We start from the raw sequence: 25,190 nt of genomic DNA on the forward strand, positions 1-25,190 counted from the left end.
GGGTCGTCTCGACGCCGATGACCTTCGCGTGACCCGACCGGACACGATCGAATGGTCACCGACCGTCCTCACGTGTCCGATCGACCCACACTCGGCCCTCGACGCCGAGACTCAACCGACTATCGGTGGATCCGGGCTTAGGCCCCTGCTCCCCAACCCTTAGGAACTCCAGAGGTGCGGACTCCCTCGCGCCAAGGGTCCGGTGGTTCTATGGATGGCACCAGAGGACGAAGCCCCCGAGAAGGAGCCACCTGAATGACGAACACCGCCCGCACCGTTTCTCCCCGCCACTCCAGCTGATGGAGCCCCCAAGACCCCCGCGTCCGCAGCAGTAGGGCGGGCGCGGGATACCCAGAGCAGGTCCTGCAGGACGACGAAGGCCCCGGTCACCGACCGGGGCCTTCGTCCGTTCCGGGTCCGGGCCGCCGACGGGGGCGATCCGGACGAGAGGAGCGGGCGACGGGAATCGAACCCGCCCTAAGAGCTTGGAAGGCTCCTGTGCAACCACAACACCTCGCCCGCGAGGACGTCGGAGTCTAGCCAGGAGAGCGCCGGGTAGGCTCGCCCGATGGCCGACCTGGCGTTCCTCGGGCCCGAGGGCACCTTCACCCACCGCGCGGCGATCGACCTCGCGCGCGACGGCGAGCGGCTCGTGGCGCTCGACCACGCCGACGAGGTGATCGCGGCGATCGCCGGTGGGACGGCGGACGGCGCGGTGATCGCGTTCGAGAACAGCCTCGACGGGCCGGTCGCCGCGAACCTCGACCTGCTGATCGCCACCGACGAGGACGTCGTGATCGTGTCCGAGCGCGTGATCCCCGTCGCGTTCGACCTGTGGCGCCTGCCGGGCGACGACGCGCCGCTCACGGGCGTGATCTCGCATCCCGTCGGCCTCGCGCAGTGCCAGACGTTCATCCGCGGCCAGGACCTCGCCACGCGGGGCGCCAGCTCCAACGCCGCCGCCTGCCGCGACGTCGCCGAGGAGGCCCGACCCGGCTGGGCGGCGCTCGCCGGCCCCGACGCCGGCGAGCAGTTCGGCCTCGTCGCCACCGAGCGCGGGATCCGCGACGACGAGCGCGCCGCGACCCGCTTCCTGCGCCTCGGGCACCGCAGCCCCGGGCCGACCGGGCGCGACCGCTCGGCGTTCGTCCTCTTCCCCGCGCAGGACCGGGCCGGCAGCCTCGTCTCGCTGCTGCAGGAGTTCTCGGGCCGCGGCGTGAACATGACCGCGATCAAGTCGCGACCGACGAAGGAGCTCCTCGGCGAGTACGTGTTCTTCGTCGAGGTCGAGGGGCACCTGCACGACGCGCGGGTGCGCGACGCGACGCTCGGCCTGCTGTCGCGCTCGGTCGACGTGCGCTTCCTCGGGTCCTACCCCGAGGACCCGACGCGGCCGGAGTCGCGGCGCGGGCAGGACGACGACGCCGACGAGCAGCGGCGCCTGGCCGCCATGCTCGCGCGGACGGAGCGGTGATGGCGGCGCCGCGGGTCGGCGTCTGCGGGCTCGGCCTGATCGGCGGGTCGGCGCTCCTGGCCCTGCAGGCCGCGGGGCTCGACGTCCGGGGCTGCGACGTCTGGCCCGACCCGCGCACGTGGAGCGAGGCGCAGGGCGCCCCGGCGGACGGCTCCCCCGAGGCCACGGCCCGGGCGGTCGACGTGCTGCTGCTCTGCGTCCCGCCGCACGCCGCCGCGAAGGTCGCCGCCGCCGCGCTGGCCGCGAACCCCGACGTCGTCGTCGTGGACACCGCGTCGGTCAAGGGGCCCGTCGTCGACGAGATCCGCGCCCGCGCCCCGCAGGACGCCGGCCGCTTCCTGCCCGCCCACCCGCTGGCCGGCGGCGAGCGCGGCGGCTTCGCGGCGGCCCGCGCCGACCTGCTCGACGGCGCGACCTGGGCGATCTGCCCGCCGGCCGACGACCCCGACGGCGTCGTCGACACCACCGCGACCCTGCTGCGCGCCGCGCCGGTCCTCGACGCGCTCGGCGCCCGGCTGCTGGCCTGCACGCCGGAGGACCACGACCGCGCGCTGGCCGCCACGAGTCACGCGCCGCACGTCGTGGCCGGGGTCCTCGCCGAGGTCGCGGCCGGGCCGCCGACGGGCGGGCCGCTGGCCGCGGTCCTCTCCGGTGGCGGGCTGCGGGACATGACCCGCGTGGCCGCCGCGCCGTCGGGCCTGTGGGCCGAGATCCTCCACGCCAACGCCGACGCCACGGCCGACGTGCTCGAGGCCACCGCCGACCGGCTGCGGGCCGCCGCCGACGACCTGCGCTCCGGCGACCGCGACCGGCTGCAGACCGGGTGGGAGCGCGGCTCGGCGGCCCACGACGCGGTCGCGACCGCGCGCTGGTCGAACGTCGCCTGGGAGCCGCTCGCCGTCGACGACGGCTGGACCGGGCTGCTGGAGCTCGGGCAGCGGGGCGTGGTCGTCCGACACCTGACGGACGCGGGCGACGGCCGCGTGGTCGGCGAGCGCGGGGCGTCCGGCGGCTGACCGGGCGCCGTGTCGGTCACCTGCGCCCGGTGCGGTCCGTAGGGGTCACCACCGCCGGGTCCGGACCGGTCCTCCCAGCGGCCGCTCGGGCGCCGGGACCCGTCGATCCCCCGTCCCGACTGGGTGACCGCCCAGGGCGCGTCGAGCGGCACGCGTCGAGTGCGTCAGATGACGCGGACGGCACGATCTGGCGCCCATACGGTGTGCCCATGTTCAAGAACGCATCCGCCACCCGCCTCTCAGTCCTCCCCATCGCCCTCCTGGCGACGATCACCCTCGCCGCCTGCGGCGGCAACGACGAGAAGGTCGAGAAGATCCAGCAGCAGGGCGTCGAGCTCCAGGAGCAGGGCAAGCAGCTCCAGAACGACGCCCAGAAGGCCGCCGAGGACGTCAAGTCCGGCAAGCGCTCCGCCGAGGACGTCCAGAAGGAGCTCGAGGAGAAGACGAAGGACATCACCGACAAGGCCAAGGACGCGACCAACGACGCGATCGACGCCGCCAAGGAGCAGGGCAACCTGCCCGACGAGGCCAAGAAGGCCCTCGAGGACGCGCAGAAGCAGGTCAACGCGACCCCGTAGTCCGCGGCGCGGCGCGGCTCACGCCCGCCGACCCGTCCCCCGGCCGCCCCGCGGCCGAGCCCCGACCACCCACCTTCGGCCCCGGCGGATCAGTCCGCCGGGGCCGTCGCCGTGCTCGCGACCGGCGGCGCGACGCGCGGCACGACGGCCGTCACCACGACGAGCGTCGCGAGCGCGACGACGGCCAGACCCAGGAAGACGTGCTCCGTCGCCGCCGTCACGGCCGCCGCCAGGTAGTCGGACGCGCGGTCGTCGAGCGTCCGGCCCGACTGGAGCGTCCGGCTGATGCCGTCGACGTCGGACGGCAGCGCGCCGCGCAGCGCCGCCGGTGCGTCCTGCAGCCGCTGGTGCAGGGTCGCGTTGGCGATCGCGCCGAAGACCGCGGCGCCGAGGCTCTGCCCGAGGATCCGGCAGAACATCGACGCGCTCGTCGCGACGCCGCGCTCCTCCCAGCCGACCTCCGACTGGACCGCCACCACCATCGGCACCGACAGCAGCCCGCAGCCCGCGCCGAGGACCAGCCCGACGCCGAGCACGGCGCCCGCGGGCGGGGCCTCCGGCAGCAGGACGAACGTCGTGCACGCGACCAGCGCGAGCGTCGCCCCGAGCATCGAGGAACGCCGGAAGCCGATCCGCAGGTAGAGCCGCGGCGAGACCGAGGCGGCGACCGGCCAGGCGATCAGGATGCTGGCCAGCAGCAGGCCGGCGACCGCCACGCTGAGGCCGAGCACCAGCTGGCCGTAGATCGGCAGCACGATCGACGGACCCGCGAACAGGAGCCCGAGGCCCGCCATCGCGAGGTTCGGGCCGACGAACGCGCGCCGCCGCCACACCCACGGCGGCATCACGGGCTCGGCCGCGCGGCGCTCCACCCGGATCGCGAGCGCCGCCGCACCGAGGGCGACCGTGAGGATCGCCAGGCTCGGGGCCGACGTCCAGCCCCAGGCGACCCCGCCGCGCAGGAGCGCGAAGACGAGCGACCCGGCGGCCAAGAAGATCAGCGCGGTCCCCAGCACGTCGATCCGGTGGGGACGCCGGACGACGTCCTCGCGCAGGTGCCGGTGGATGATCGCCATCGCCAGCAGCCCGACCGGGACGTTGAGCAGGAAGATCCAGCGCCACGACAGCGCCTCGACCAGGACCCCGCCGAGGATCGGGCCGGCGAGCGCGGAGACCGCCCAGACGCTGGAGAGCCGGCCCTGGATCTTCCCGCGCTCCTCGACCGCGTAGAGATCGCCGGCGACGGTCTGCACGGTCGCCTGGATCGCGCCGGCGCCGAGACCCTGCAGGGCGCGGAAGGCGATCAGCGCGACCATCCCCCACGCCGCCGCGCAGAGCGCCGAGCCCGCCAGGAAGATCGTGATCCCGATCAGCAGCACCGGCTTGCGGCCGTACTGGTCGGCGAGCTTCCCGTAGAGCGGGATCGACACGGTCTGGGTCAGCAGGTACGCGGAGAAGACCCAGCCGAACAGCGAGAAGCCGCCGAGGTCGCCGACGACCTGCGGCGCGGCGGTCGCGACGATCGTGCCCTCCAGCGCCGACAGCGCCAGCGTGGTCATCAGCCCGGCGACGACCCAGCCGCGGCGCGTCGTCGCGCCTCGCGGGTCCGCCGGCGGGGCGGAGGAGGCTGGACCCGGACGACGCACCCGTCGATCGTAGGCGGCGGGCCCCGCCGTGCACCGCGTCCGTCGTTCGCGGTATGACCTGGGAATGCGCCTGACCTCCGTCTCCGCCGCCGTCGTGACCGCCGGGATCCTCGCCCTGTCGGGGTGCGGCGGATCCGACTCCGAGGACGTGCGCGTGGTGTCGACCGGCGCGAAGCCCGCCGCGACGGACACGCAGGGCGCCGTGGTGACGTCCACCCAGGCCGCGCCGCAGCAGACCGTCGTGGTCCCGCCGCCGAGCACCGTCGTGGTGCCGAGCACGACCGGCACCTCGACGACCAGTGGCGGCACCGCCCCGCCCACGACGACCGTGACGGTGCAGAAGCCGCCGACGGTCGCCGGCGACCAGCCGACGATCACCGTCCGCGCCGACGGCACCGCCCGCACCACCGCGGCGGACGACGGCCAGGCCCAGATCTGGTGCGACGCGGCGCGCCAGGGCTCCTACGACGACCAGCTCGGCGACGCGACGACGCTGGTGATCGCCGTCGCGGGCAGCGATCAGGTCACGCGCTGCGCCCTGCCGCGCTGAGCCGGGCCGGCGTTCGCGCCCGGGCGAGCCGACGGCGGGCACCTCGGCCTGGGTAATATGCGCGACCGCGAGGGGGATTAGTGTATCGGTAACACGGCGGTCTCCAAAACCGCAACGGGAGGTTCGATTCCTCCATCCCCCGCCTCCTCGCACGACGGCGCCATCCGGCGCCGTTCGTCGTTCCGGGGCCGCGCGATCGACCGTCGGGGACGTCGATCGGGCCGCGCGCCCACCGTCCCGCGGACGGCGCCGGCCACGGGCGGAGCGCGGTGAGGGCCAGCCCCGAACCTCGCACGGGGGACGAGGACGGACCGCGGTCGACGCCGTAGCCTGGCCCGCAGGAAGCGCGTCGCCGTCCCCCTCCTCCTGACCGCCCTCGCCCTGGCCGGCTGCGGTGGGGGCGACGAGACGACGACCACCGTCACCGCCGCCGCGCCACCGACGACGACGTCGTCGACGACCGTCGAGCCCGCGACCACGAGGACGACCGAGGCGACGCCACCCACCACGACGCCGACGGCGGCCGGCGACCGCGCGATCGCCCAGCAGGGGCTCCTGCGCAAGGCCGACCTGCCGTCCAACTGGACGGAGGCCGACGACGCCGACGACGACCCGACCGACGGGCCGTGCCCGGCCATCCGGGCCGCCAAGCGCGCGGTCTCGGCGCGGGCGACGTCGAACACGTTCTCCAGCGGCTCGAACACGATCAACAGCGTCGTCTACCTCTACGCGACGGAGGCCGAGGCGCAGACCAGCTTCCGCGGCCTCTCGTCCGCGGCGACGCAGCGCTGCCTGGCCCGCGAGGCCCTGAAGCCCGTCGAGGCCGCGGCGAAGAAGGCGAAGGCGACCATCGGCCCGGTGCGCAGCGGAGTCCCGGAGGCCGCGCCGCTCGGCGACGAGTCCTCCGCGTTCCGGGTCGCGGTGAAGATCCGCCAGGACGGCAAGACCGACGATGTCACGCTGTCGGTCAACTACACGCGCATCGGGCGCGGCCTGGCGCTCCTGGCCCTCGTCGGCCTCAACGACGAGGCGCAGCGCCAGATCGCCGCGCCCGCCGCCCGCCGCCTGACCGACGCGCTGGCCGTCGGGCCGTAGGCGCCGGCCGGCGGGGCCGCGTCCACGACCGTCCCGACGCGGGACCGCGGGTCCTCACCCCTCGGTGGACACCGGCGCGTAGCGGTGGTGCAGGTCCAGGGCGTTGCCCGCCGGGTCGAGGAAGATCGCCTGGTGGCAGACGCCGCTGTCGATCAGGTCGGTCACGAACGTCACCCCCTGGGCCTCCAGGTGCGCCCGGGCGGCGGCGACGTCCGCGACCTGGAGCGCCAGCGGGACCCGGTGGGCGTGGAACTCCTGGCCGAACGCGGTGGGCTCCATGATCGCGAGCGTCAGGTTGCCGGCCTGGAACTCCGCCGCGGGCATCGTGCCCCAGCGCTTGACGAACGGCAGGCCGAGGACCTCGCCGTAGAAGCGGAACGACGCCTCGAAGTCCGAGGCGGGCACGGTGACGAAGTCGACGCCGGTGATCTGGAGGGCGGTGGTGCTCATGCGGGGCTCCGGGGTGGTGGTCGGTCCCGATGATGCCGACCCGGGCGCGTGCCGGCCAGGGGGCCGATCCGGTCGGCGTCCGCGGGGCTGGACGGGCGTCCACGCCCCGGCCGGCGGGAGCCCCGGGAACGGACGGGCGGGCACCCCTGTGACGCGGTCGCCGGTGGACGATGAAGCGCTCCTGATCGGGCCCCGCGACCCCTACCCTTCGGTCCATGGCGCACAGCGAGGAGATGGCCGCAGCCCGGCTCGCGGCCCGGGCGTCGGCGATCACGGACACGCGGTACGCACTGCGGGCGTGGTTCCGTCGCCCGTCGGAGCTCCTGCCCTGGGTCGGGCTGAGCTTCGTCGTCGCGTCGATCCTGTTGCTCGGCACGTACATCGTGTCGATCACGGCGATCCCGTCGGGCGACACCGGCTCGCTGATCGCCGCCGACCCGAGCGCCCGGTGGAGCGACGTCGCGTTCATCCTCGGTCGCAACCTCACGGTCCTGCTGCTGCACCTGATGGTCTGCTTCGCGACCTACCTCGTGCGGCGCTCGCTGCCGATCCAGGCCGACAACCTCTCCGGCGCCCAGCGGTGGATCCACCGCCACGCCGCCACGCCGGCGCTGTTCCTCGTCATCGCCCTGACGCTCTACTCGATCGTCCAGCAGGCCCTCGGGCTCGGCCACGCCCTGGCCGACATCTCCGCCCGCGGCGACATGTCGCAGGCCGCGATCCTCGTCCGGCTGCTCCCCCACGCCCTGCCGGAGCTGATCGCGGTCTTCCTGCCGCTGGCCGCCGCGGTCTGGCTCGAGAGCCGCGACCGCAACCGCGACCTGCTCGCCGCCGTCGCCGCCTGCACGCTGATCGCCGTCCCCGTCGTCATCGCCTCGGCGTTCGTCGAGGTCGTCATCGCGTCGGACTTCTTCTAGGACGGGGCGCCCGGGCGAGCCGCCCGGCGCGCCGGAGGGCCCTGGGCGACGTCCTCGATCGTCCGGTCCTCCCCCGCGCGCCACCCGGCCGCGGCGAGGGGGACCAGCCCGACGATCAGCGCGGCGATCGGCAGCGTCCAGCCGCCGCTGAGGTCGTGGAGCGCCCCCGCCGCCAGCGGTCCCCCGGCGGCGATCAGGTAGCCCACCGTCTGCGCCATCCCGGAGAGCTCGCCGGCCGCCTCGGCGGTCCGGGTGCGCAGAACGAACATCGTCAGCGACAGGCTGATGCCCGTCCCCTGGCCGAGTCCCAGGACCATCACCCAGAGCAGCGCCCCGCCGGCCGGGGCGATCAGGAGTCCGACGGACCCGAAGACGAAGCACCCCGCGGCCGCCGCGGTCAGGCCACGCTGGCGCCGAGAACGTGCCGCGACGACGGGCACGACGAGCGACGCGCCGATGCTCGAGGCGCTCATCAGCGCGACCATCAGCCCGGCGGTCGACGCGGACATGCCGTCGTCGCGCAGCACCGTCGGCAGCCACGCCGAGAGCGCGTAGAACTCGAGCGACTGCAGCCCCATGAACAGCGCGACGGCCCAGGCAACCCGCGAGCGCCAGACGCCGCGCGCGTGGACGGACGCGCCGGCGGACGGCGGCGGGGCGGTCCGCGCCTGCGGCAGCCAGAGGACCGCCGTGGCCAGCGCGACGATCCCCCAGAGCGCCAGCGCGCCGCGCCACGAGAGGCCGAGCGCGTCCTCCAGCGGCACCGTCAAGCCAGCCGCGAGCGCCGCGCCGCCGTTGAGCGCGACGGAGTAGACCGCCATCATCGGCCCGGTGTGGCGCGGGAAGTCGCGCTTGATCACCCCGGGCAGCAGGACGTTGGCGATCGCGATCCCCGCGCCGGCGACCGCGGACCCGGCGAAGAGCGCCGCCGTCGGCGCGGCCAGGCGCAGCGCGATCCCGGCCACCAGCAGCAGGATCGCCGCCAGCAGCGCCCGCTCGAGCCCGACCCGCCGGCCGAGCCGCGGGGCCACGGTCGCGAAGAGCCCGAAGCAGACGAGCGGCAGCGTCGTCAGGAGGCTCGTCGCCGACGCGCTGAGGCCGGTGTCGTCGCGCAGCTGCGGCGCGAGCGGGCCGACGGCGACCAGCGCCGGCCGGAGGTTGAGCGAGAAGAGGGCGATCGCGACGGCGAGGACGAGCACGTCGCGGCGGGACCGCCCGACGCCACTCACGGGGTCCGCTCGATCCGGCGGGTCGCGTCGGCCAGCAGCGCGGTGACCGCCGCGGCCGCGGCGTCGGGATCCCCGTCGCGGACGGCGGCGACGAGCTCGTCGTGCGGCGCGGGTAGGTCGTCGCCCGGCGCGGCGGAGCGCACGACGGCGCGGACCGCCGCGGTGATCGATCCGTAGAGGTCGGCCAGCAGCGCGTTGTGGGCCGCCGCCACGACCGCGACGTGGAGCGCCACGTCGGCCTCGACGTACGCGGCCGCGTCGCGGGCGTCGAACGCCTCGTGCTGCCGTCGGTGGGCGGTGTCGATCGCGTCCAGGTCCTCCGAGGTGCGACGGCGGGCGGCCAGCACGGCGGCGTCGCGCTCGAGCGACGCGCGGACCTCGAGCGCCTCCAGCGCGTCGGCCCGGCGGATCCGGCGGGCCAGCGGCGCCTCGAGCTCGTTGTCGGCGCGGACGTACGTCCCGTCGCCGCGGCGGACGTCCAGCAGCCCGCCGTACGCGAGCGCGCCGACGGCCTCGCGCACCGCGTTGAGCCCGACCCCGAGCGTCGTCGCGAGCTCCGGCGCCGGCGGCAGGCGGTGACCGACCGGCCACTCCCCCGCGGCGATCAGGGACTCGATCTGGGCGATCACGTCGTCGGTGACGCTCGACCGGGGGCTGGGGCGCAGTGGCATCGGGGGATCCGCTCGGTCCGGGGTCCGCGCCGTCGTGGGCGGGACCGACTCCGCAGACAACCTAACATGGGATGTCTGTGCGGTCGGCCCGGATCCCGGTCGGCGGACGGAGCCGTGGGGCGGCGGATGCGCCGGCCGATCGAGGGTCGACACCGGCCCGCGGGAGCGTCCGCCGGCTCCGGACGACCGACGCCGGCCGCGCCGCTTCGCGGTGACGCCCCGCCCCCGCGGGTACCGGGACCGGACCATGGCCGAACCGCTTGACGAGTACCGCCGCAAGCGGCACTTCGACGACACCCCCGAGCCGACGGGCGACGAGGACGCCGGCCGCGGCGACGCGCCGCGGTTCGTCGTCCACGAGCACCACGCCACGCGGCTGCACTGGGACCTGCGGCTCGAGCACGAGGGCGCGCTGGCGAGCTTCGCGATCCCCAACGGCCTGCCCACGGACCCGAAGCACAACCGCAAGGCCATCCACACCGAGGACCACCCGCTGAAGTACCTCGACTTCGAGGCGACGATCCCGGACGGCAACTACGGCGCCGGGGAGATGACGATCTGGGACGCCGGGACGTTCACCGTCGAGAAGTGGCGCGACGACGAGATCGTCGTCGTCTTCGCCGGCGAGCGCCTGACCGGGAAGCACGCGCTGTTCCACGCCGGCAAGGACGCCAAGGACTGGATGATCCACCGCATGGACCCGCCCGTCGACGACGACGCCGAGGAGATGCCCGACGCGATCGAGCCGATGCTCGCGAAGCCCGGCGCGCTGCCCAAGAAGCCCGACGACTGGGCGTTCGAGGTCAAGTGGGACGGCGTGCGGGCGATGATCCGCTCGCAGCCCGGGCGCTTTCACGTGTTCTCCCGCGCGGGCAACGACATCACGCCGGCCTATCCCGAGCTGCGGGCGCTGAACCGGCAGCTGTCGTCGCACGAGGCGATCCTCGACGGCGAGGTCGTCGCGTTCGACGACGACGGTCGGCCGAGCTTCCAGGCGCTGCAGTCGCGCATGCACGCGCGCGGTGCGTCCGTGAAGCGCCTCGCAGCCGAGCGGCCGGTGACGCTGATGGTCTTCGACCTCCTCTGGCTCGACGGCCACTCGCTGGCCGACCGACCGTGGACCGAGCGCCGCGCCGCGCTGGAGGAGCTCGGGCTCGACGGCGAGCACTGGCAGACGCCGGGCGCCTACGTCGGGCAGGGCGAGGGCCTGCTGGCCGCCACCGCGGAGCAGGGTCTCGAGGGCGTGATCGCCAAGCGGACCGACGCCGTCTACCGTCCGGGCCGGCGATCGGATGCGTGGATCAAGGTGAAGAACGAGCAGCGGCAGGAGTTCGTGGTCGGGGGCTGGCTCCCCGGCAAGGGCGGCAGGTCGGGCGTGCTCGGCTCGCTGCAGCTCGGCGTGTACGACGCCGAAGGCGCGCTGCGCTACGCCGGCGGCGTGGGCACGGGCTTCGACCAGGACACCCTGCAGGAGCTGACCACCAAGCTGGAGCGCCTGGAGCGCAAGACGTCCCCGTTCGACGGCCGCCAGCCGCCGAAGGAGGCGCGCTTCTGCACGCCGTCGCTGGTCGTCGAGGTGCGCTTCGCCGAGTGGACGACCGAGGGCTCGATCCGCCAGGGCGCGTACCAGGGGATGCGCGACGACAAGGACGCGAAGGACGTCGTGCGGGAGGTCCCGGCGACGGTGGGGGCCGACGCCGGCGACGCCGCAGCCGATGCCGGGAATGACGGGAAGGACACGCCGTCGACCGCCCGCGGCGCGACGAAGGGCGGCGGCGCGAAGGCCGGGGCCGCCGGCGCTTCGGACGACGCGCACCACGTCCCCGACGACGTGCTCGCCGCGGCCCTCGGCGGCGCGCCGGATCCCGGCGCCCCGGTCGCCGCCGCGGTCGTCTCCGAGCCGGAGCTCCCCGACCCGGACGACGCCCCGGACCCGCCCGCCGCCGACGCCCCCGACGTCGACCCCGACGACCTCATCCCCTCCTCCGGCAAGGCCGTCGAGATCGAGGTCGACGGCCGCACCCTGAAGCTCTCGAACCTCGACAAGCCGCTCTACCCCGGCGGCTTCACCAAGGCGCAGGTGCTCCGGTACTACGCCGCGATCGCGCCCGTCGGCCTCCCCCACTGGCGCGACCGGCCGATGACGCTCAAGCGCTACCCCAACGGGATCGAGGAGAAAGCGTTCTTCCAGAAGCACGCCGACAAGCACCGGCCCGACTGGGTCGCGACGACGACGGTCCCGTACGGCAAGAAGGACGGCACGGTCGACTTCGTCCTCGTGCAGGACCTGTCGACGCTGCTGTGGGCGGCGAACCTCGCGGCGATCGAGCTGCACCCGTCGCTGTCGGTCGGGATGCCGGAGGCCGAGTACGGGGTGTCCGGCCCGCGCAGCCTGGTCTTCGACCTCGATCCCGGTCCGGGCGCGTCGATCGTCGACTGCTGCCGCGTGGCGATGGCCGTCCGGGACGTCCTCGGCCGGTTCGAGCTGCAGGCGTTCTGCAAGACGTCCGGGTCCAAGGGCCTGCAGATGTACGTGCCGCTCGCCGACGACGCAGACTACGACCACACCAAGCCGTTCGCCCGCTGGCTCGCGCGGTTCCTCGAGAAGCACCTCCCCGACCTCGTGGTCTCGAAGATGGCCAAGGACCTGCGCCACCGCAAGGTCCTGATCGACTGGAGTCAGAACGACCAGGCGAAGACGACCGTCGGCGTCTACTCGCTCCGCGCCCGCCGCCGGCCGTCGGTCTCGACGCCCGTGGACTGGGACGAGGTCGAGGCCTGCGAGCGGTCCGACGACCCGGAGACGCTCGTCTTCCTCGCTGACCGGACGCTCGACCGCGTGGCGCGCCGCGGCGACCTCTTCGCGCCGCTCCTGACCCTGGAGCAGCGGCTGCCGGAGCTCAACCTCTGACTCCCGCCGGCGGCCGAGTGGCCGCTTTGCAGGCGTTCTCTTGCCGTCCGGAGTGCGTACGAACGTGTGTTCGCATGAAGCACGTCACCGTCACCGTCCGCGACTACAAGCGGGGCCAGCCGTGGGTCGTCGAACGGGTCCACGAAGAGGTCGTCGAGGTCCCCGAGGGCGTCCCGTTCTGGGCCGCCGCCGACGACGCCTGGCCGCGCGAGCGCCACAGCGTCGAGCCCGCTCCCGGCGAGCGCGTGTCCTGAGCGCGGCCCCGCCGCGCGTCCCGGAGGTCGGGACGCGCGGCGGCTCCGGCGCCGCGGACGGGCCTCGCGGCCCGGCTCAGGCCTTGCGGCCGAGCGTCACGCCGACCTTCGTCCCGACGGCCAGCGACGTGCCGGCCTTCTTCGTCTGGGACAGGACCCGGCCGACCTTCTTCTTCGTCGCGGCCTTGCGCTTGACCGTGCCGATCGTGCAGTTCGCCTTCTTGAGCTTCGCCTTGGCGCCCGCGAGGGTCTGGCCGGTGAGGCTCGGCACGACGCACTTCTTCGCCGGGGCGAGGGGCGGCCCGACGGTGCCGCTGCGACCGGCCGGGCCGGCCGGACCCGCGGGGCCCGCAGGCCCGGCCAGGCCCGCCGCACCGGTGGCGCCGGCGGGGCCGGGGACCGGGGCGCCGATGACGCTCGTCGGCGTCCCGTCCGTGCCGTTGCCGTGGATCTGGTTGGTGCCGAAGTAGTCGGTGATCGTGCCGGTGCCCAGCGGCTCGAGCCCGAGGGTGTTGCCGGTGATCAGGCTGCCCGAGAGCCACGCCCGACCGCCGCTGTTGACGCGCAGCGCCGAGGCGAAGTTCGAGATCGAGCTGTTGCGGACCGTGGCGTCGACGGTGCCCGTGCCGGTCGGGGCGACCGAGACCGCCGGGTCGCAGGCGGCGCCGCGCAGCGTGGCACCGTCGACGACCAGGTCGGTGGCCGTCGCCGTCGGGGCCGCCAGGATGGCCGTCCCGATCCCGCCGAACGAGCCGCCCTCCACGGCGACGCTCCGGGCCGAGAGGACCCGGATGCCCGCGGCGGTCGGCGTGCCGCACACGGACGGCGACACGACCTGGACGTCGAGGTTGCGCAGCCGCACGTCGTCGGTCGGAGCGGCGTTGATGATCACGCCACTGCTGCCCGCGGCGAGGATCCCGCCGCCGGCGCTCCCGTCGATCGTGATCGACTTCGTGATCGTCACGGCGCCGAAGCCGCCGGGATCCAGCGTGTTGATGACGCCTCCGGCCGCCGTCTTGGAGATCGAGCCGGCGAACGTCTTGCACGGCGCCGTGCGCGAGCACGGGTTGACGTCGTCGCCGACGCCGGAGACCCAGGTGCGCGTGGCCTGGGCGTGGGCGCCCGGCGCGGCGACGCCGGCGAGCAGCAGGGCCCCGAGCAGCGCGATCAGCGCCAGGAGCCGTGGGTGGGTGAGCGACATGCGAGTACCTCGGTTCAGGAAGCGCGCGACGGGCGTCGCTGCGGCACGAAGATATGCCGGAGGAGACGTCCCGAGGCCGCGGTGGGACCGGATCGGGACCCCGTACGCGTCCGCCGGACGGCGTAGGTCGGGTCCCTGACGCGGATCCGGCGAATCCGGGGCCCGATCGCGCCGGCTGGACGAACGGCGGGTGACGCTGCGATGCGCGCCGTCGATCCGGACGTCGGCCCGTGACGAGCGGCGGAGGTTCCGACCGCGATCGCTGCACGACCCGGCCGGTGATCCGGGCGCCGATCGGGTACCCGGAGGGCCCATGCCCGCCGCGCGCTCCCTCTGGAACGGGACCATCACCTTCGGATCCGTCGCGATCCCGGTCAAGCTGTTCTCGGCCACCAGCCCCCACACGCTGCGGTTCCGCGAGGTCCGGGCGAGCGACGGCGCGACGATCGAGCACCGGCGGATCGGCGCGGAGTCCGGCGACGAGATCGCGTACGCCGACATCGAGAAGGCCTACGACGAGGGCGAGGGCCAGATCGTCCTGACGAAGGAGGAGATCGCCGCCGCCGAGGGGCCGCACCCGAAGGTGATCGCGATCGAGCACTTCGTCGAGGCCGCCCAGATCGATCCCGTCTACTACGACAAGCCGTACCTCGTCGGCGCGCAGGACGACGGCGTCCACGGCTACCGCGTGCTGCTCGCGGCGCTGGAGACGTCCGGCAAGGTCGGCATCGGCCGGTTCGTCCTGCGCTCCCGCGAGAACCTCGTCGCCGTCCGCCCCTTCGGCGGCGCCCTGGGCCTGCAGACGATGCGCTTCGACGACGAGCTCGTCGACAAGTCCGACCTGGAGCTCCCGTCGCTGCGCAAGAAGCCCGGCGACCGCGAGGTGAAGATGGCCGGCGCCCTCGTCGAGATGCTCCAGGGCGACTGGGAGCCCGAGGAGCAGCAGGACACCTACCGCGACGCGGTGATGGACCTGATCGAGCGCAAGCGCCAGGGAAAGAAGCCGAAGAAGGCGAAGCGCAAGGCGGAGGACGGCGGCGACCTGGCCGACGCGCTGGAGGCGAGCCTGAAGGGCGGGACGGCGAACAAGAAGGCCCCCGGCGGGAAGGCACGACACGCGGACTCTGCTTCCGCTGCTGGCACGGCGAACTCAGAATCCACCGCGCAGAAGGCACCGAAAAAGGCCAAGGGGAAGCCGTCGGAATCGAAACGCCCGAAGCCGAAGTCGAACGCCAAGGCTGCGACTTCCAAGCCGTCCTCCGGCAAGGCCGCACCGAAGAAGCGGTCGACCGCGAAGAAGAAGTCCACGACGACCAAGAAGGCGAGCTCCTGATGGCCCGCTCCCTCTGGACCGGCTCCCTGAGCTTCGGTCTCGTCAACGTGCCCGTCCAGCTCGTCTCGGCGGTGCGCGACCGCGACGTCCACTTCCACCAGGTGCACCGCGAGACCGGTGAGCGGGTCCAGACGAAGCGCGTCGCGTCGACCGACGGGAAGGAGGTCGACTGGGAGGACGTCGCCAAGGGCTGGGAGACCGACGACGGGCAGATGATCGTCCTGACCGACGACGACTTCGAGGCCGCCCAGCCCGAGAAGACGCGGACGGTCGACATCGACCTCTTCGTCGCGCTGCAGGACATCGACCCGGTCTCCTTCGACCACCCGTACTGGCTGCTCCCGGCCGGCGACGGCGACGGCCCGATCCGCGCGTACCGCCTCCTCGTCGACGTCATGGCGAAGGCCGGCCAGGTCGCGATCGGCCGGATCGTCCTGCGCGCCAAGGAGTACCTCGTCGCACTCCGCGAGCAGGACGGCCTGCTGTCCCTCACGACCATGCACTTCGCCGACGAGCTCCGGTCCCCCGACGACATCGGCGCGATCCCCCAGGGCGCGAAGGGCAGGCCGACCAAGCGCGAGGTCGACGACGCCGTCGCCCTGATCGGCGAGCTGACCGACGACTTCAGGCCCTCCCGCTACGACGACTGCCACCGCGTCCGCTTGCTGGCCGTGATCGACGAGAAGCGCCGGCACGGCGAGGTCGAGATCCCCGAGCACGACCCGGAGCCCAAGCCCCAGAAGGCCCCGAAGGACCTGATGGCGGCGCTGGAGGAGAGCCTGGCGAAGGCACGGAAGGGCCCGAAGCGCGCGAAGTCGCGGGCGTAGCGCCGACGCGCACGCGATGATCTCACGGGAGCCGGGAGCCGCCGGCGGGTCCGTCCGAGGACGCCACCGCGGCCCCGTCACCGAGGAGCCCCGTGTTCGACCACGTCACCATCCGCGTCGCCGATCGCGACGCCTCCGAGCGCTTCTACCGGACCGTGCTCGAGGCGGCCCGCCTGGAGCGGCCGACCGGCGGGCCCGTGTACCGGCAGTGGCGGGACTTCTCGCTCGCGCAGGAGGAGCCCGGGCGGCCGGTGACGCGGAACCTGCACCTCGCGTTCTCGGTGGACTCGCGGGATCACGTCGACGCGTTCTGGCGGGCCGGGGTCGCCGCCGGGGCGCCGGACGACGGCGGGCCGGGGCCGCGCGACTACACGCCGAGCTACTACGGGGCGTTCCTGCGCGACCCCGACGGCAACAGCGTCGAGGCGGTCCACCGCGACGGGCGGCGGACGGACGGCAACGTCGACCACCTGTGGATCCGGGTCGCCGACGTCCGGGCCGCCCAGCGCTTCTACGACGCGGTGGCGCCGCACGCACCGATCCGGCTGGCCACCGACACCGACGGGCGCGTCTCGTACGTCCGCGACGGCGAGGGCGGAGGTACCTTCTCGCTCGTCGCCGACGGCGCCCGCACCGAGCACGTGCACCTGGCCTTCGAGGCGCCCGACCGGGTGACGGTCGACGCGTTCCATGCGGCGGCGCTCGCGGCGGGCTACGCCGACGACGGCGCCCCGGGACCGCGGCCCGAGTACGGACCGCACTACTACGGCGGCTACGTGCTGGACGCCGACGGGCACCGGGTGGAGTCGGTGTACGTCGGGCCCGCCTGAGCCGACCGCGTCACGCCAGGCCGTCGCGACGGGCCGCGCCCCGTGTCGCGACCGAACGTCCGCAAGGCCCCACTCGCCCGGCCTGCCACCCGTAGGCTCGCCCCATGCGACTGATCCTCAACCTGATCTGGTTCTTCCTCGCGGGGTTCTGGATGGCGCTCGCCTACACGTTCGCCGCGCTGATCATGGTGATCCCGATCATCACCATCCCGTTCTCGATCGCGGCACTGCGGATCGCCGGGTTCTGCCTGTGGCCGTTCGGGCGGACCGTCGTGCCGGCCGCCGACGCCGGGGTGATGTCGGGCATCGGGAACGTCATCTGGCTGGTCCTCGCCGGCTGGTGGCTGGCGCTCGGGCACCTGATCACGGGGTTCGTCCTCTGCCTGACGATCATCGGCATCCCGTTCGGCATCGCGAACTTCAAGCTGATCCCGATCAGCCTGCTGCCGCTCGGCCAGCGGGTCGTGCCGATCGGGTCGGCGCAGGACGCGGCCGGCGTCGCGTTCTGAGCGTCCTGCCCTTCCGAGCGGCACCGGGCCCTGAGCGGGGTCGCCCGCCGCGCCTCCGAGCCCCTGCCGCCTGGGTCGCATCACGCGACCTGTATGTTCGCCTGAGTCTTTTTACGCGACTCAGCACCGAGGAACAGGAACCACCATGCAGCTCGAAGGCATCACCGCACTCGTCACCGGCGCCAACCGCGGGATCGGCGCCGCGTTCGCCCGCGCCCTCGTCGAGGCCGGCGCCGCCAAGGTCTACGCCGGCGCCCGCGACCCCGAGACCGTCACCGACCCGGGCGTCGTGGCCGTGAAGCTCGACGTCACCGACGACGCGAGCGTCCGCGCGCTGGCGGCGGAGCTCGGCGACGTGCAGCTCGTCATCAACAACGCCGGCGTCGGCGCCCCGTCGCTGCCGCTGGACATCGACATCGAGCAGGCCCGCTGGGAGTTCGACGTCAACTACTACGGCACGCTGCGGGTCGCCCAGGCGTTCGCGCCGATCCTCGCCAAGAACGGCGGCGGCGCGCTCGTGAACATGCTCTCCGTCGTCTCCTTCATCGCGATGCCGCACCTGGCCAACTACTCCGCGACGAAGTCGGCTGCCTGGTCGCTGACCAACGGCCTGCGTCAGCAGCTGCGCGAGCAGGACACGCTCGTCGTCGGCGTGCACGTCGGCTACGTCGACACCGACCTCACGGCCGGCCTCGAGGGCGACAAGATCCAGGTGTCGCAGGTCTCCGACGCGCTGGTCGCCGGGCTGCTCGCGGGCGACGAGGAGGTCCTCGTCGACGAGATCAGCCGCAACGTGAAGTCCGGCCTGTCGGCGCCGCTGTCGGTCCTCTACCCGGACCCGGCCGCCGCCTGATCGGGACCGGTCGGGCGACCCCGCGCCGGCGAGGCCGTCCCGCCGACCGCCCTCGGCCGGCCGCCGCGTGCGCCCGCCCCGAGCGGCCCTCAGGGCCGCTTGATGCAGAGCACGAAGGCACGGAACGTGCGCTTCGAGCCGGTGCCGTTGGTCCCGGTGGTGGTCCAGCCGTCCGCGCTGTTCTCGCCACCGGGGACCTCGTCACCGATCGCCTCTCCGGCGGCGTCGCGCTTGACGTGGTGCGGCGCCGAGCGGTTGATGACCCCGCCCGCGGCGTTGCCGTCGGCGAACGTCGCCCCGCCGCCGGTGGCGACCTCGTCCGCGTTGCAGCGCGGCAGCAGGCTCAGCGTCTGGCCGGAGTTGATGTCGATCTCGAGCGACCGGGTGACGACCGCCGCGACCGCGCCCGTCGCGCCCTGCGGCCCCTGGGCACCCGTCGCGCCCGGGACGCCCTGCGGCCCGGACGGGCCGGCCGGCCCCGGCACGCCGGCCTTGCCGGCCTTCAGCTGGCCGGACTTGAAGTCCTTCGCCGTCAGCGAGCCGTTCTTGACCTTGTCGGACGTCACGGCCGACGCCTTCAGCTGCTTCGAGCCGACGGACTTCGCCGGCAGCTTCACGGCGGCGTAGCCGGTCCCGCCGAGCGCGACGAAGAGCGCGATCGTGCTGACGACCATCGGCGGGGTCAGGTGACGCCGAAACCGAGAAGGTGGTGCAGGGGCGACGGGCGCGGGGGGATCCTCGTCCACGCCCCAATGATGCCGCACTCCGGGGTGACCGTCGCCATCTCGATCACCAGCAACGTTCGCAAACACCGTTCAGGCGGGGACGGCGACGGTCGCCTCGTCCGCGCCGGCTCCCGCCCGCCAGGCGCTCGGGCTGACCCCGCGGACCCGCTTGAACGCGGTGCTGAGCGCGAACGCGCTGCCGTAGCCGACCTCGTGGGCCACCGACCCGATCGTCGCGCCCGGCTCGAGCAGGAGATCCGCGGCCAGGGCGATCCGCCAGCCCGTCAGGAAGCTCATCGGGGGCTCCCCCACCAGCTCGTGGAAGCGGCGCGCCATCGCGGCGCGCGACACCCCCGCCTCATCCGCCAGCGCCGCGACGGTCCACGGCCGCGACGGCTCGTGGTGCAGCAGCCGCAGCGCCGGCCCGACGACCGGGTCCGCCGCGGCGCGGTACCAGCCCGGCGGCTCGGCCTCGGGCCGGGCGAACCACGCGCGCAGCACCGCGATCAGCAGCACGTCGAGCAGGCGGTCGAGCACCGCCTCCTGACCGGGCGCGTCCTTGACGATCTCGTCCGCGAGCAGCGGGATCAGCGGGCAGTCCCACTCGTCGTCGCGCAGCACCAGACGCGCCGGCAGGGCGCGCAGCAGGCGGCGGCTGACCTCGCCCTCCAGCGCGTAGGTCCCGGTCAGCATCACCGTCTGGCCGTCGGGGTCGTTGCCCCACGTCCGCACGCCGAGCTCGCGCATCGCGTCGATCTCGACCCCGTCCGGCGTCGTGCAGCGTTGACCGGGGTGGATGACGGCCTGCGGCGCCGTCGCCGGGTCGTCGGCGACGACGTAGGGGTCGGGGCCCAGCAGGATCGCGACGTCGCCCGTCCCGATCCGCATCGGCGGCTCCCCCGCGTCCCGCCCCTCGGGCACGACCCAGGCGGTGCCGCGGACGACGGCGACGATCGTGAGCGGCGCCTCGTCCCGCACGCGCAGCGACCAGGGCGGGTCCATCGACGAGCGCAGCAGGAAGGCCCCGCGTGCCCGCGGACCGTCGAGGAGCCCCGCCATAGCGTCCATACGCCACATCCTAGACGCTGAAGCATGCATGCGCGAGGAACAACTATGGATCGTCCAACCGATCGGGGCTTGAATGCTGCCCATGACCACGAACCAGCCCCAGACCACCCCGACCACCGCCGACGAGCGGCCCGTCCTCGTCCTCGGCGCCACCGGCAAGACCGGCCGCCGGGTCGCCGCCCGCCTGGCCGACCGCGGCGTCGCCGTCCGGCCCGGCTCCCGCGCCGCGAGCCCGGCCTTCGACTGGGACGACCGCTCCACGTGGGCGGACGCCCTGCGCGGCGTCCGAGCCGTCTACGTCGCCTACGTCCCCGACCTCGCCGTCCCGGGCGCCGCGGCGACGGTCGGCGCGTTCGCGTCCGCCGCGGCCGACGCCGGCGTCGAGCGCGTCGTCCTGCTGTCGGGGCGCGGCGAGCCCGAGGCCGAGCGCGCCGAGCAGGCCGTCCGCGACGCCGGCGTCCCGTGGACGATCGTCCGCTGCGCCTGGTTCGCCCAGAACTTCGACGAGAGCTTCATGCTGGAGCCCGTCCTGGCCGGCGAGGTGTTCCTCCCCGTCGGCGACGTCCGCGAGCCGTTCGTCGACGCCGAGGACATCGCCGACGTCGCCGTCGCGGCGCTGACGGAGGACGGCCACGCCGGCCGGCTGTACGAGCTGACGGGCCCCGAGGCGCTGACGTTCGCCGAGGCGCTGGAGTCCATCGGCGCGGCCTGCGGCCGGCCGGTCGCCCACGTCCCGATCCCGATGGAGGCGTTCCTCGCGGAGCTCGCCGGCGCCGGCGTCCCCGACGACGTCGCGGGCCTCATGGGCTACCTCTTCGGCGAGGTCCTCGACGGCCGCAACGCTGCGACGACGGACGGGGTCCGGCAGGCGCTCGGCCGCGAGCCCCGGCCGTTCGGGTCCTACGCGCACGCGGCGGCGGCGACCGGCGTCTGGGACACGACGGCCGTGGCGCGATGACCGGCCTGCTCTACGGGACGACCTTGGCGACGGTGCTCGCCTGCGGGCTCAGCGCCGGGGTGTTCTTCGCGTTCTCCGCGTTCGTGATGCCGGCGCTGGACCGGCTGGACTCGGGCGCGAGCATCGCCGCGATGCAGGCGATCAACGTGAAGGCCGTCACCCCGGCGTTCATGGTCGTCCTGATGGGCGGCGGGCTGCTCTGCGTCGTCCTCCTGGTCGTCGCGCTGCGGTCGTGGGGCGACGCGTCGTCGCCGTGGCTGGCCGCCGGCGCGGGCGTGTTCCTCGTCGGCGTGCTCGGCCTGACGATCGGCCGGCACGTGCCGCTCAACGACGCGCTGGCCACGGTCGACGCCCAGGCGTCCGGCGCCGCGACCCGGTGGCACGACTACACGGGCTCGTGGACGCCGCTGAACCACGTGCGGGCGGCCGCCGGAGCGGTCGCGACCGGGCTGCTGGTCGTCGGCATGACGGTGGCGTGAGCGGTCCCGCGGGCCCGCGCCGTCGTCGTCCGACGCCGCGGCGCGCCCGCCAGGGGGCCCGGGCTCGAACCTCGGGGCTCCCCCCGCCACCCACGGAGGGCCGGGGCCCGCGTAGTACGGTCGACGCATGCGGGTCGGACGGCGCACACCCCTCGCCGCGGCCGCCGCGGTCGTCGGGCTGGCCTGTGCGGTGGCGCCGGCGCTGACCTGGCTGACGGCGACCGGGCACCCAGGGCACTGCGGCTGGACGTGCTACCGGCCCCTCGCGAACCCCGCGCCCGTCGCCGCGCTCGGCGGCCGCGGCGGGATGCAGGTGGCCCCGGCGATCGGCGTGCTGCTGATCGTCGTCGCGATCCTCTGCGCACTGGCCCTCGTCGGCGCCCTGCGCTCCGCGGGGCCGCCGGTCGCGCTGGGCTGGGTCCTCACGGGGACGTCGTTCGCCACGCTCGTGGGCACCGTCGTCGTGATCGTCCGCTACGCCGAGGGCGGCACGATGGTCCGCACCGACGAGGACGGCGTCTTCACGGCCAACCCCGGCGTCGGGGCGATCGTGGCGCTGGTCTCCGCCGGCGCCGCCGTGCTCGTCGGCGGCATGGTCGCCCTGCGGTCCGGCCGGACCGACCCGGCGGTCGCCGCGGCGGCCGAGGGGTTCATGGCCGGCGATGCGGCCCGGGCCCGGACCGGCGACGATCCCGAGGGCGGCCGGGCCGCGCCCGAGGACGCGCACGCCGCCGCCCGGCTGGGGCGTCAGCCCGGCAGGTCCCGCTCGTAGATCACCGACGACGACAGGGTCCCGACCTGGTCGTAGAGCGACCGCGCGCGCCCGTTGAACGCCTGCGTCTGCCAGTAGAGCTTCGTCGTCCCGCGCGCCTGCGCCTCCGCGGCGACCGCCTCGATCAGCAGCCGCCCGACGTCGCCGCCGCGCGCCGCGGGATCGACGAACAGGTCCTCGAGGTAGCAGTAGCCGCCCGGCGACCACGTCGACGCGTGGACGACGCCGTGCGCCAGCCCGACCGGCTGGGCGTCCGCGTCGCAGGCCACGAACGCGAACGTCCCGCCGGCCCCCGCGCACAGCCGCCGGAACGTCTCGGCGGTGATCTCCGCGGGCAGGTCCTCGCGGTAGAAGCGCAGGTAGCCGTCCCACAGCTCCCCCCAGGCCCGGTGGTCGTCCGGGCGGAGCGGGCGGACGGTCACGGGCGCGGGGACGGGCACGCCGGGAACGCTACCGCCGCGCGGCCCGCGCACCCGCGGACGACGCGCGCGGACCCGTCCGATCGCCCCCCGCGGGGCCGTCCCGGACGGCACAGCCCCCCGGGCATGCGGCTGGTGCGGCACGATGGTGCGGTGCTCGCGCGCTCCAGCCACCGATCGGCCACCCCCGCGCCGGTAGCCTCGACGGGTCCCGACCGGGAGGCGTCCCGGCGATCCCCGGAGCAGCCCATGCCGTCACGTCCCCGCCCCGTCCCGGGGCGGACCACCGTCCCGCCGTCCCGCCGGAGCCGCGCATGAGCTCCTGGGACGACGCGGACGACACCGAGGAGCTCCGGCCGCTGAAGCCGTTCCGGCCCGTCATCCCGCGCGCCGGTCACTCGTCCGATCGCGGCCGCTCGCGCCAACGCCCCACGGGGCCCGTGCGCGATCCCGACGGACCCCGCGGTCCGTACGGCGGGGGCGGCGGACCGCGCGAACCGCGGCGCCCGACCGGCGGCCCGGGCGGCGAGCCCGACGACGAGGGCCCGACGGGCTTCACCCCGTCCCGGCAGCTGCTGCTGGCCGCGGTGGGCGGCATCGCGCTGGTGCTCGTGATCCTGCTCGTCTCCTCGTGCCACTCCGGCGACTCGGACCGCGACGCCGAGCAGGGCGTCGTCGACCGCTTCCTCGCCGCGTACGCGACGCGCTCCTACGAGGACATGTTCGCCACGATCGACACCGACGCCCAGCGCGTCTACCCGATCAAGCGCTTCGCCGGTCTCAACCGCGACGCCTCCCGGCTGGCCACCGCGACGTCGATCCAGGTCGGCACCACGACCCGCACCGGCAACGAGTTCGTCGCGCCGGTGACCGTCGAGACGAAGCTGTTCGGCACGATCGCGTCCGAGATGCGCCTGCGCATCGTCGGCTCCGGCGACGACGCCCGCGTGGCGTGGTCGCGCAATCTGACGTTCCCGGGCCTCGGCACCGGCGAGCAGCTCTCCCGCGCCTCGGTCGTCCCGCCGCGCGGCACGATCCTCTTCCGCGACGGGACCACCCCGATCGCCAAGGGCGCCGCGCGCACCTCGACGGCGCCGGAGGACGTCGTCAAGGAGATCCGCGGCAGCCTCGGGCCGATCCCCGACACCGACAAGCGCCGGTACCAGGACCTCGGGATCCCGTCCACGACGCAGGTCGGCGTGTCGGGGCTCGAACGGCTCCTCAACGACGACCTGATCGGGCGGCCCGGGCTGACGCTGAAGGCGGGCGACCGCGTCATCGGGCGCCAGAAGGCGAAGCAGGCCAAGGCGGTCGTGTCGTCGATCTCGCTGCCGATGATGCAGGCGGCCGTCGAGGCGCAGGCCTCCGCACCCTCGGGCGGGGGCCTGACGGCCCTGGACACGCGGACCGGCGAGGTGCTCGCGTTCTCCGGCGACGCCTGGAAGGACGCCCGTGCGCCCGGCTCGACGATGAAGATCATCACCGCCGCCGCGGCCCTGGCGGAGAACAGCGCCACGACCGACACCGACTACCCCTACGCGACGTCCGCGCTGGGCATCCAGAACGCCGACGGCGAGTCCTGCGGCGGCACGCTCGTCCAGGCGTTCGCCAAGTCCTGCAACTCGGTCTTCGCGCCGCTGGCGATCGAGGTCGGCTCCACGCCGTTCGTGCGGACCGCCGAGGCGTTCGGGTTCAACCGCGACGCCCCCGTCCCCGGCGCGGCCCGCAGCACGCTCCCCGACGACCTCGACGACACCGGCCTGGCGCTGTCGGGCATCGGCCAGGCGGACGTCCGCGCGACGCCGCTGGAGGTGGCGATGATGGCCGCGACGGTGGCGACCGGCGGCGAGCAGCCCGCCCTGACGTTCCGGCGCACCGACGCCGAGGCGAAGACCCGCAAGGTCATCGACTCCGGCGTCGCGTCGGACCTCCTGGAGATGATGGAGGCCGTCATCACCGAGGGCACCGGCACCGCCGCGCAGATCTCCGGCGAGACCGTCGCCGGCAAGACGGGCACCGCCGAGGTCCGCACCACCCAGGGCGCGGCGTGCACGGCCGGCGGGGCGAAGGACCGCTCCGCCGACGGCGCGAGCGACGACGGCGCCGCGTACCGGGGCCGTCCCGGCGAGCTCCTGCGCCCCGCCTCCGTGACGCTGGCCCAGGGCACGACGACCGACGGCGGTACCGACCCCGACGGCGTCGACGACGACCCGTCGCTCGACGACCCGGCCACGACCGACGACACGACGCCCACCGAGCCGACGACGACCGACGACACCACGCCGTCGACCCCCTCGACGCCGACGACGCCCGCGACCCCGGACGACGCGCCGACGATCTGCGACCCGTCGGACTCGACGGACACCGACGCGTGGATGTCCGCGTTCGCGCCCGCCACGGGCGGCGACCGCTCCCCCGTCGCGGT

Annotated in this window: 25 protein-coding genes and 2 tRNA genes; 18 read left to right on the forward strand and 9 right to left on the reverse strand. The window is 74.5% G+C overall.

Annotated elements, in window-relative coordinates; all coding sequences use genetic code 11:
- Nucleotides 1-451 precede the first annotated feature (451 nt).
- Nucleotides 452-522, reverse strand: a tRNA-Gly gene (locus AB0L40_RS06700).
- A 46-nt stretch (nucleotides 523-568) separates the two neighbouring features.
- Between AB0L40_RS06700 and pheA the strand changes: the two genes are divergently transcribed.
- The 3 genes from pheA to AB0L40_RS06715 all read left to right on the forward strand — a co-directional run bounded on the left by pheA (nucleotide 569) and on the right by AB0L40_RS06715 (nucleotide 3,068).
- Nucleotides 569-1,474 (forward strand): prephenate dehydratase, encoded by a 906-nt coding sequence (gene pheA / locus AB0L40_RS06705; protein ID WP_364351081.1) that lies wholly within the window; start codon nucleotides 569-571, stop codon nucleotides 1,472-1,474.
- On the forward strand, nucleotides 1,474-2,490 hold the full coding sequence (locus AB0L40_RS06710; RefSeq protein WP_364351083.1) for a prephenate dehydrogenase/arogenate dehydrogenase family protein: 1,017 nt from the start codon (nucleotides 1,474-1,476) through the stop codon (nucleotides 2,488-2,490). The genes pheA and AB0L40_RS06710 overlap by 1 nt, the downstream gene beginning before the upstream one ends.
- Before the next feature lie 209 nt (nucleotides 2,491-2,699).
- Entirely contained in the window at nucleotides 2,700-3,068 is a 369-nt protein-coding gene (locus AB0L40_RS06715; RefSeq protein WP_364351086.1) for a hypothetical protein, read from the forward strand.
- Between the two features lie 89 nt (nucleotides 3,069-3,157).
- Here the strand turns inward: AB0L40_RS06715 and AB0L40_RS06720 are convergent, their stop codons facing one another.
- Nucleotides 3,158-4,714 carry an MDR family MFS transporter gene (locus tag AB0L40_RS06720; RefSeq protein ID WP_364351089.1) on the reverse strand — a complete coding sequence of 519 codons (1,557 nt, stop codon included), beginning with the start codon at nucleotides 4,712-4,714 and terminating at the stop codon, nucleotides 3,158-3,160.
- 64 nt (nucleotides 4,715-4,778) lie between these two features.
- Between AB0L40_RS06720 and AB0L40_RS06725 the strand changes: the two genes are divergently transcribed.
- The 3 genes from AB0L40_RS06725 (at nucleotide 4,779) to AB0L40_RS06735 (ending at nucleotide 6,359) form a co-directional block, all read left to right on the forward strand.
- Nucleotides 4,779-5,264 carry a hypothetical protein gene (locus AB0L40_RS06725; RefSeq protein WP_364351092.1) on the forward strand — a complete coding sequence of 162 codons (486 nt, stop codon included), beginning with the start codon at nucleotides 4,779-4,781 and terminating at the stop codon, nucleotides 5,262-5,264.
- Nucleotides 5,265-5,335: 71 nt separating this feature from the next.
- Nucleotides 5,336-5,406 (forward strand) — tRNA-Trp (locus AB0L40_RS06730).
- A gap of 716 nt (nucleotides 5,407-6,122) precedes the next feature.
- Complete coding sequence (locus AB0L40_RS06735; RefSeq protein WP_364351095.1) at nucleotides 6,123-6,359, forward strand: hypothetical protein; 237 nt, start codon at nucleotides 6,123-6,125, stop codon at nucleotides 6,357-6,359.
- Nucleotides 6,360-6,413: 54 nt separating this feature from the next.
- On the opposite strand, the gene AB0L40_RS06740 is transcribed toward AB0L40_RS06735, so the two are convergent.
- Nucleotides 6,414-6,809 carry a VOC family protein gene (locus AB0L40_RS06740; RefSeq protein WP_364351098.1) on the reverse strand — a complete coding sequence of 132 codons (396 nt, stop codon included), beginning with the start codon at nucleotides 6,807-6,809 and terminating at the stop codon, nucleotides 6,414-6,416.
- A 215-nt stretch (nucleotides 6,810-7,024) separates the two neighbouring features.
- Between AB0L40_RS06740 and AB0L40_RS06745 the strand changes: the two genes are divergently transcribed.
- Nucleotides 7,025-7,726, forward strand: a complete 702-nt coding sequence (locus tag AB0L40_RS06745) for a stage II sporulation protein M (RefSeq protein ID WP_364351101.1) — start codon at nucleotides 7,025-7,027, stop codon at nucleotides 7,724-7,726.
- On the opposite strand, the gene AB0L40_RS06750 is transcribed toward AB0L40_RS06745, so the two are convergent.
- Complete coding sequence (locus AB0L40_RS06750; RefSeq protein ID WP_364351104.1) at nucleotides 7,723-8,955, reverse strand: MFS transporter; 1,233 nt, start codon at nucleotides 8,953-8,955, stop codon at nucleotides 7,723-7,725. The two genes, AB0L40_RS06745 and AB0L40_RS06750, sit on opposite strands and share 4 nt — an antisense overlap.
- Nucleotides 8,952-9,626, reverse strand: a complete 675-nt coding sequence (locus AB0L40_RS06755; protein WP_364351107.1) for an FCD domain-containing protein — start codon at nucleotides 9,624-9,626, stop codon at nucleotides 8,952-8,954. Before AB0L40_RS06755 ends, AB0L40_RS06750 begins: the two co-directional genes overlap by 4 nt.
- Before the next feature lie 247 nt (nucleotides 9,627-9,873).
- Here AB0L40_RS06755 and ligD point away from each other — a divergent pair, with 247 nt between their 5' ends.
- A complete protein-coding gene (gene ligD / locus AB0L40_RS06760; RefSeq protein WP_364351110.1) occupies nucleotides 9,874-12,537 on the forward strand; it encodes a non-homologous end-joining DNA ligase in 2,664 nt (887 codons plus the stop codon).
- A gap of 74 nt (nucleotides 12,538-12,611) precedes the next feature.
- Nucleotides 12,612-12,791 (forward strand): hypothetical protein, encoded by a 180-nt coding sequence (locus AB0L40_RS06765; RefSeq protein WP_364351113.1) that lies wholly within the window; start codon nucleotides 12,612-12,614, stop codon nucleotides 12,789-12,791.
- 76 nt (nucleotides 12,792-12,867) lie between these two features.
- Here AB0L40_RS06765 and AB0L40_RS06770 read toward each other — a convergent pair whose 3' ends face one another.
- Entirely contained in the window at nucleotides 12,868-13,992 is a 1,125-nt protein-coding gene (locus AB0L40_RS06770) for a PASTA domain-containing protein (RefSeq protein WP_364351116.1), read from the reverse strand.
- A gap of 313 nt (nucleotides 13,993-14,305) precedes the next feature.
- Here AB0L40_RS06770 and AB0L40_RS06775 point away from each other — a divergent pair, with 313 nt between their 5' ends.
- The 5 genes from AB0L40_RS06775 to AB0L40_RS06795 all read left to right on the forward strand — a co-directional run bounded on the left by AB0L40_RS06775 (nucleotide 14,306) and on the right by AB0L40_RS06795 (nucleotide 18,344).
- Nucleotides 14,306-15,325 carry a Ku protein gene (locus tag AB0L40_RS06775; RefSeq protein WP_364351119.1) on the forward strand — a complete coding sequence of 340 codons (1,020 nt, stop codon included), beginning with the start codon at nucleotides 14,306-14,308 and terminating at the stop codon, nucleotides 15,323-15,325.
- Nucleotides 15,325-16,152, forward strand: coding sequence for a Ku protein (locus tag AB0L40_RS06780; protein ID WP_364351122.1), 828 nt, complete (start codon nucleotides 15,325-15,327; stop codon nucleotides 16,150-16,152). Before AB0L40_RS06775 ends, AB0L40_RS06780 begins: the two co-directional genes overlap by 1 nt.
- A 92-nt stretch (nucleotides 16,153-16,244) precedes the next feature.
- Entirely contained in the window at nucleotides 16,245-16,982 is a 738-nt protein-coding gene (locus AB0L40_RS06785; protein ID WP_364351125.1) for a VOC family protein, read from the forward strand.
- A gap of 104 nt (nucleotides 16,983-17,086) precedes the next feature.
- Nucleotides 17,087-17,491, forward strand: a complete 405-nt coding sequence (locus AB0L40_RS06790; protein WP_364351128.1) for a YccF domain-containing protein — start codon at nucleotides 17,087-17,089, stop codon at nucleotides 17,489-17,491.
- 145 nt (nucleotides 17,492-17,636) lie between these two features.
- Nucleotides 17,637-18,344: an SDR family oxidoreductase gene (locus tag AB0L40_RS06795; protein ID WP_364351131.1), complete on the forward strand. Its 708-nt coding sequence runs from the start codon at nucleotides 17,637-17,639 to the stop codon at nucleotides 18,342-18,344.
- An 89-nt stretch (nucleotides 18,345-18,433) separates the two neighbouring features.
- On the opposite strand, the gene AB0L40_RS06800 is transcribed toward AB0L40_RS06795, so the two are convergent.
- Nucleotides 18,434-19,018, reverse strand: coding sequence for a collagen-like protein (locus tag AB0L40_RS06800; RefSeq protein WP_364351134.1), 585 nt, complete (start codon nucleotides 19,016-19,018; stop codon nucleotides 18,434-18,436).
- A 141-nt stretch (nucleotides 19,019-19,159) separates the two neighbouring features.
- Nucleotides 19,160-20,137 carry an AraC family transcriptional regulator gene (locus tag AB0L40_RS06805; protein ID WP_364351137.1) on the reverse strand — a complete coding sequence of 326 codons (978 nt, stop codon included), beginning with the start codon at nucleotides 20,135-20,137 and terminating at the stop codon, nucleotides 19,160-19,162.
- An 82-nt stretch (nucleotides 20,138-20,219) separates the two neighbouring features.
- Here AB0L40_RS06805 and AB0L40_RS06810 point away from each other — a divergent pair, with 82 nt between their 5' ends.
- The 3 genes from AB0L40_RS06810 (at nucleotide 20,220) to AB0L40_RS06820 (ending at nucleotide 22,346) form a co-directional block, all read left to right on the forward strand.
- Nucleotides 20,220-21,095, forward strand: a complete 876-nt coding sequence (locus AB0L40_RS06810; RefSeq protein ID WP_364351140.1) for an NAD(P)H-binding protein — start codon at nucleotides 20,220-20,222, stop codon at nucleotides 21,093-21,095.
- A complete protein-coding gene (locus AB0L40_RS06815; protein WP_364351143.1) occupies nucleotides 21,092-21,574 on the forward strand; it encodes an anthrone oxygenase family protein in 483 nt (160 codons plus the stop codon). The genes AB0L40_RS06810 and AB0L40_RS06815 overlap by 4 nt, the downstream gene beginning before the upstream one ends.
- A gap of 127 nt (nucleotides 21,575-21,701) precedes the next feature.
- Nucleotides 21,702-22,346, forward strand: coding sequence for a hypothetical protein (locus tag AB0L40_RS06820; protein WP_364351146.1), 645 nt, complete (start codon nucleotides 21,702-21,704; stop codon nucleotides 22,344-22,346).
- Here the strand turns inward: AB0L40_RS06820 and AB0L40_RS06825 are convergent.
- Nucleotides 22,322-22,786: a GNAT family N-acetyltransferase gene (locus tag AB0L40_RS06825; protein ID WP_364351149.1), complete on the reverse strand. Its 465-nt coding sequence runs from the start codon at nucleotides 22,784-22,786 to the stop codon at nucleotides 22,322-22,324. The genes AB0L40_RS06820 and AB0L40_RS06825 overlap by 25 nt on opposite strands.
- A gap of 293 nt (nucleotides 22,787-23,079) precedes the next feature.
- On the opposite strand from AB0L40_RS06825, the gene AB0L40_RS06830 reads away from it, so the two are divergent.
- Nucleotides 23,080-25,190 (forward strand): penicillin-binding transpeptidase domain-containing protein (locus AB0L40_RS06830; protein ID WP_364351152.1); only part of this gene is annotated, 2,111 nt, incomplete at its 3' end.

This window comes from Patulibacter sp. NPDC049589 (genome assembly GCF_040675535.1).
In the GTDB taxonomy this organism is placed as follows: domain Bacteria; phylum Actinomycetota; class Thermoleophilia; order Solirubrobacterales; family Solirubrobacteraceae; genus Patulibacter.

What these genes read in the sequence shown, in the direction of transcription:
- AB0L40_RS06775 (WP_364351119.1), top strand. Translation starts at nt 14,306, where the DNA reads ATGCCCGCCGCGCGCTCCCTCTGGAACGGGACCATCACCTTCGGATCC.
- AB0L40_RS06765 (WP_364351113.1), top strand. Translation starts at nt 12,612, where the DNA reads ATGAAGCACGTCACCGTCACCGTCCGCGACTACAAGCGGGGCCAGCCG.
- AB0L40_RS06790 (WP_364351128.1), top strand. Translation starts at nt 17,087, where the DNA reads ATGCGACTGATCCTCAACCTGATCTGGTTCTTCCTCGCGGGGTTCTGG.
- AB0L40_RS06770 (WP_364351116.1), bottom strand. Translation starts at nt 13,992, where the DNA reads ATGTCGCTCACCCACCCACGGCTCCTGGCGCTGATCGCGCTGCTCGGG.
- AB0L40_RS06715 (WP_364351086.1), top strand. Translation starts at nt 2,700, where the DNA reads ATGTTCAAGAACGCATCCGCCACCCGCCTCTCAGTCCTCCCCATCGCC.
- AB0L40_RS06740 (WP_364351098.1), bottom strand. Translation starts at nt 6,809, where the DNA reads ATGAGCACCACCGCCCTCCAGATCACCGGCGTCGACTTCGTCACCGTG.
- ligD (WP_364351110.1), top strand. Translation starts at nt 9,874, where the DNA reads ATGGCCGAACCGCTTGACGAGTACCGCCGCAAGCGGCACTTCGACGAC.
- AB0L40_RS06815 (WP_364351143.1), top strand. Translation starts at nt 21,092, where the DNA reads ATGACCGGCCTGCTCTACGGGACGACCTTGGCGACGGTGCTCGCCTGC.
- AB0L40_RS06745 (WP_364351101.1), top strand. Translation starts at nt 7,025, where the DNA reads ATGGCGCACAGCGAGGAGATGGCCGCAGCCCGGCTCGCGGCCCGGGCG.
- AB0L40_RS06800 (WP_364351134.1), bottom strand. Translation starts at nt 19,018, where the DNA reads ATGGTCGTCAGCACGATCGCGCTCTTCGTCGCGCTCGGCGGGACCGGC.
- pheA (WP_364351081.1), top strand. Translation starts at nt 569, where the DNA reads ATGGCCGACCTGGCGTTCCTCGGGCCCGAGGGCACCTTCACCCACCGC.
- AB0L40_RS06755 (WP_364351107.1), bottom strand. Translation starts at nt 9,626, where the DNA reads ATGCCACTGCGCCCCAGCCCCCGGTCGAGCGTCACCGACGACGTGATC.
- AB0L40_RS06780 (WP_364351122.1), top strand. Translation starts at nt 15,325, where the DNA reads ATGGCCCGCTCCCTCTGGACCGGCTCCCTGAGCTTCGGTCTCGTCAAC.
- AB0L40_RS06710 (WP_364351083.1), top strand. Translation starts at nt 1,474, where the DNA reads ATGGCGGCGCCGCGGGTCGGCGTCTGCGGGCTCGGCCTGATCGGCGGG.
- AB0L40_RS06795 (WP_364351131.1), top strand. Translation starts at nt 17,637, where the DNA reads ATGCAGCTCGAAGGCATCACCGCACTCGTCACCGGCGCCAACCGCGGG.
- AB0L40_RS06805 (WP_364351137.1), bottom strand. Translation starts at nt 20,137, where the DNA reads ATGGACGCTATGGCGGGGCTCCTCGACGGTCCGCGGGCACGCGGGGCC.
- AB0L40_RS06810 (WP_364351140.1), top strand. Translation starts at nt 20,220, where the DNA reads ATGACCACGAACCAGCCCCAGACCACCCCGACCACCGCCGACGAGCGG.
- AB0L40_RS06820 (WP_364351146.1), top strand. Translation starts at nt 21,702, where the DNA reads ATGCGGGTCGGACGGCGCACACCCCTCGCCGCGGCCGCCGCGGTCGTC.
- AB0L40_RS06725 (WP_364351092.1), top strand. Translation starts at nt 4,779, where the DNA reads ATGCGCCTGACCTCCGTCTCCGCCGCCGTCGTGACCGCCGGGATCCTC.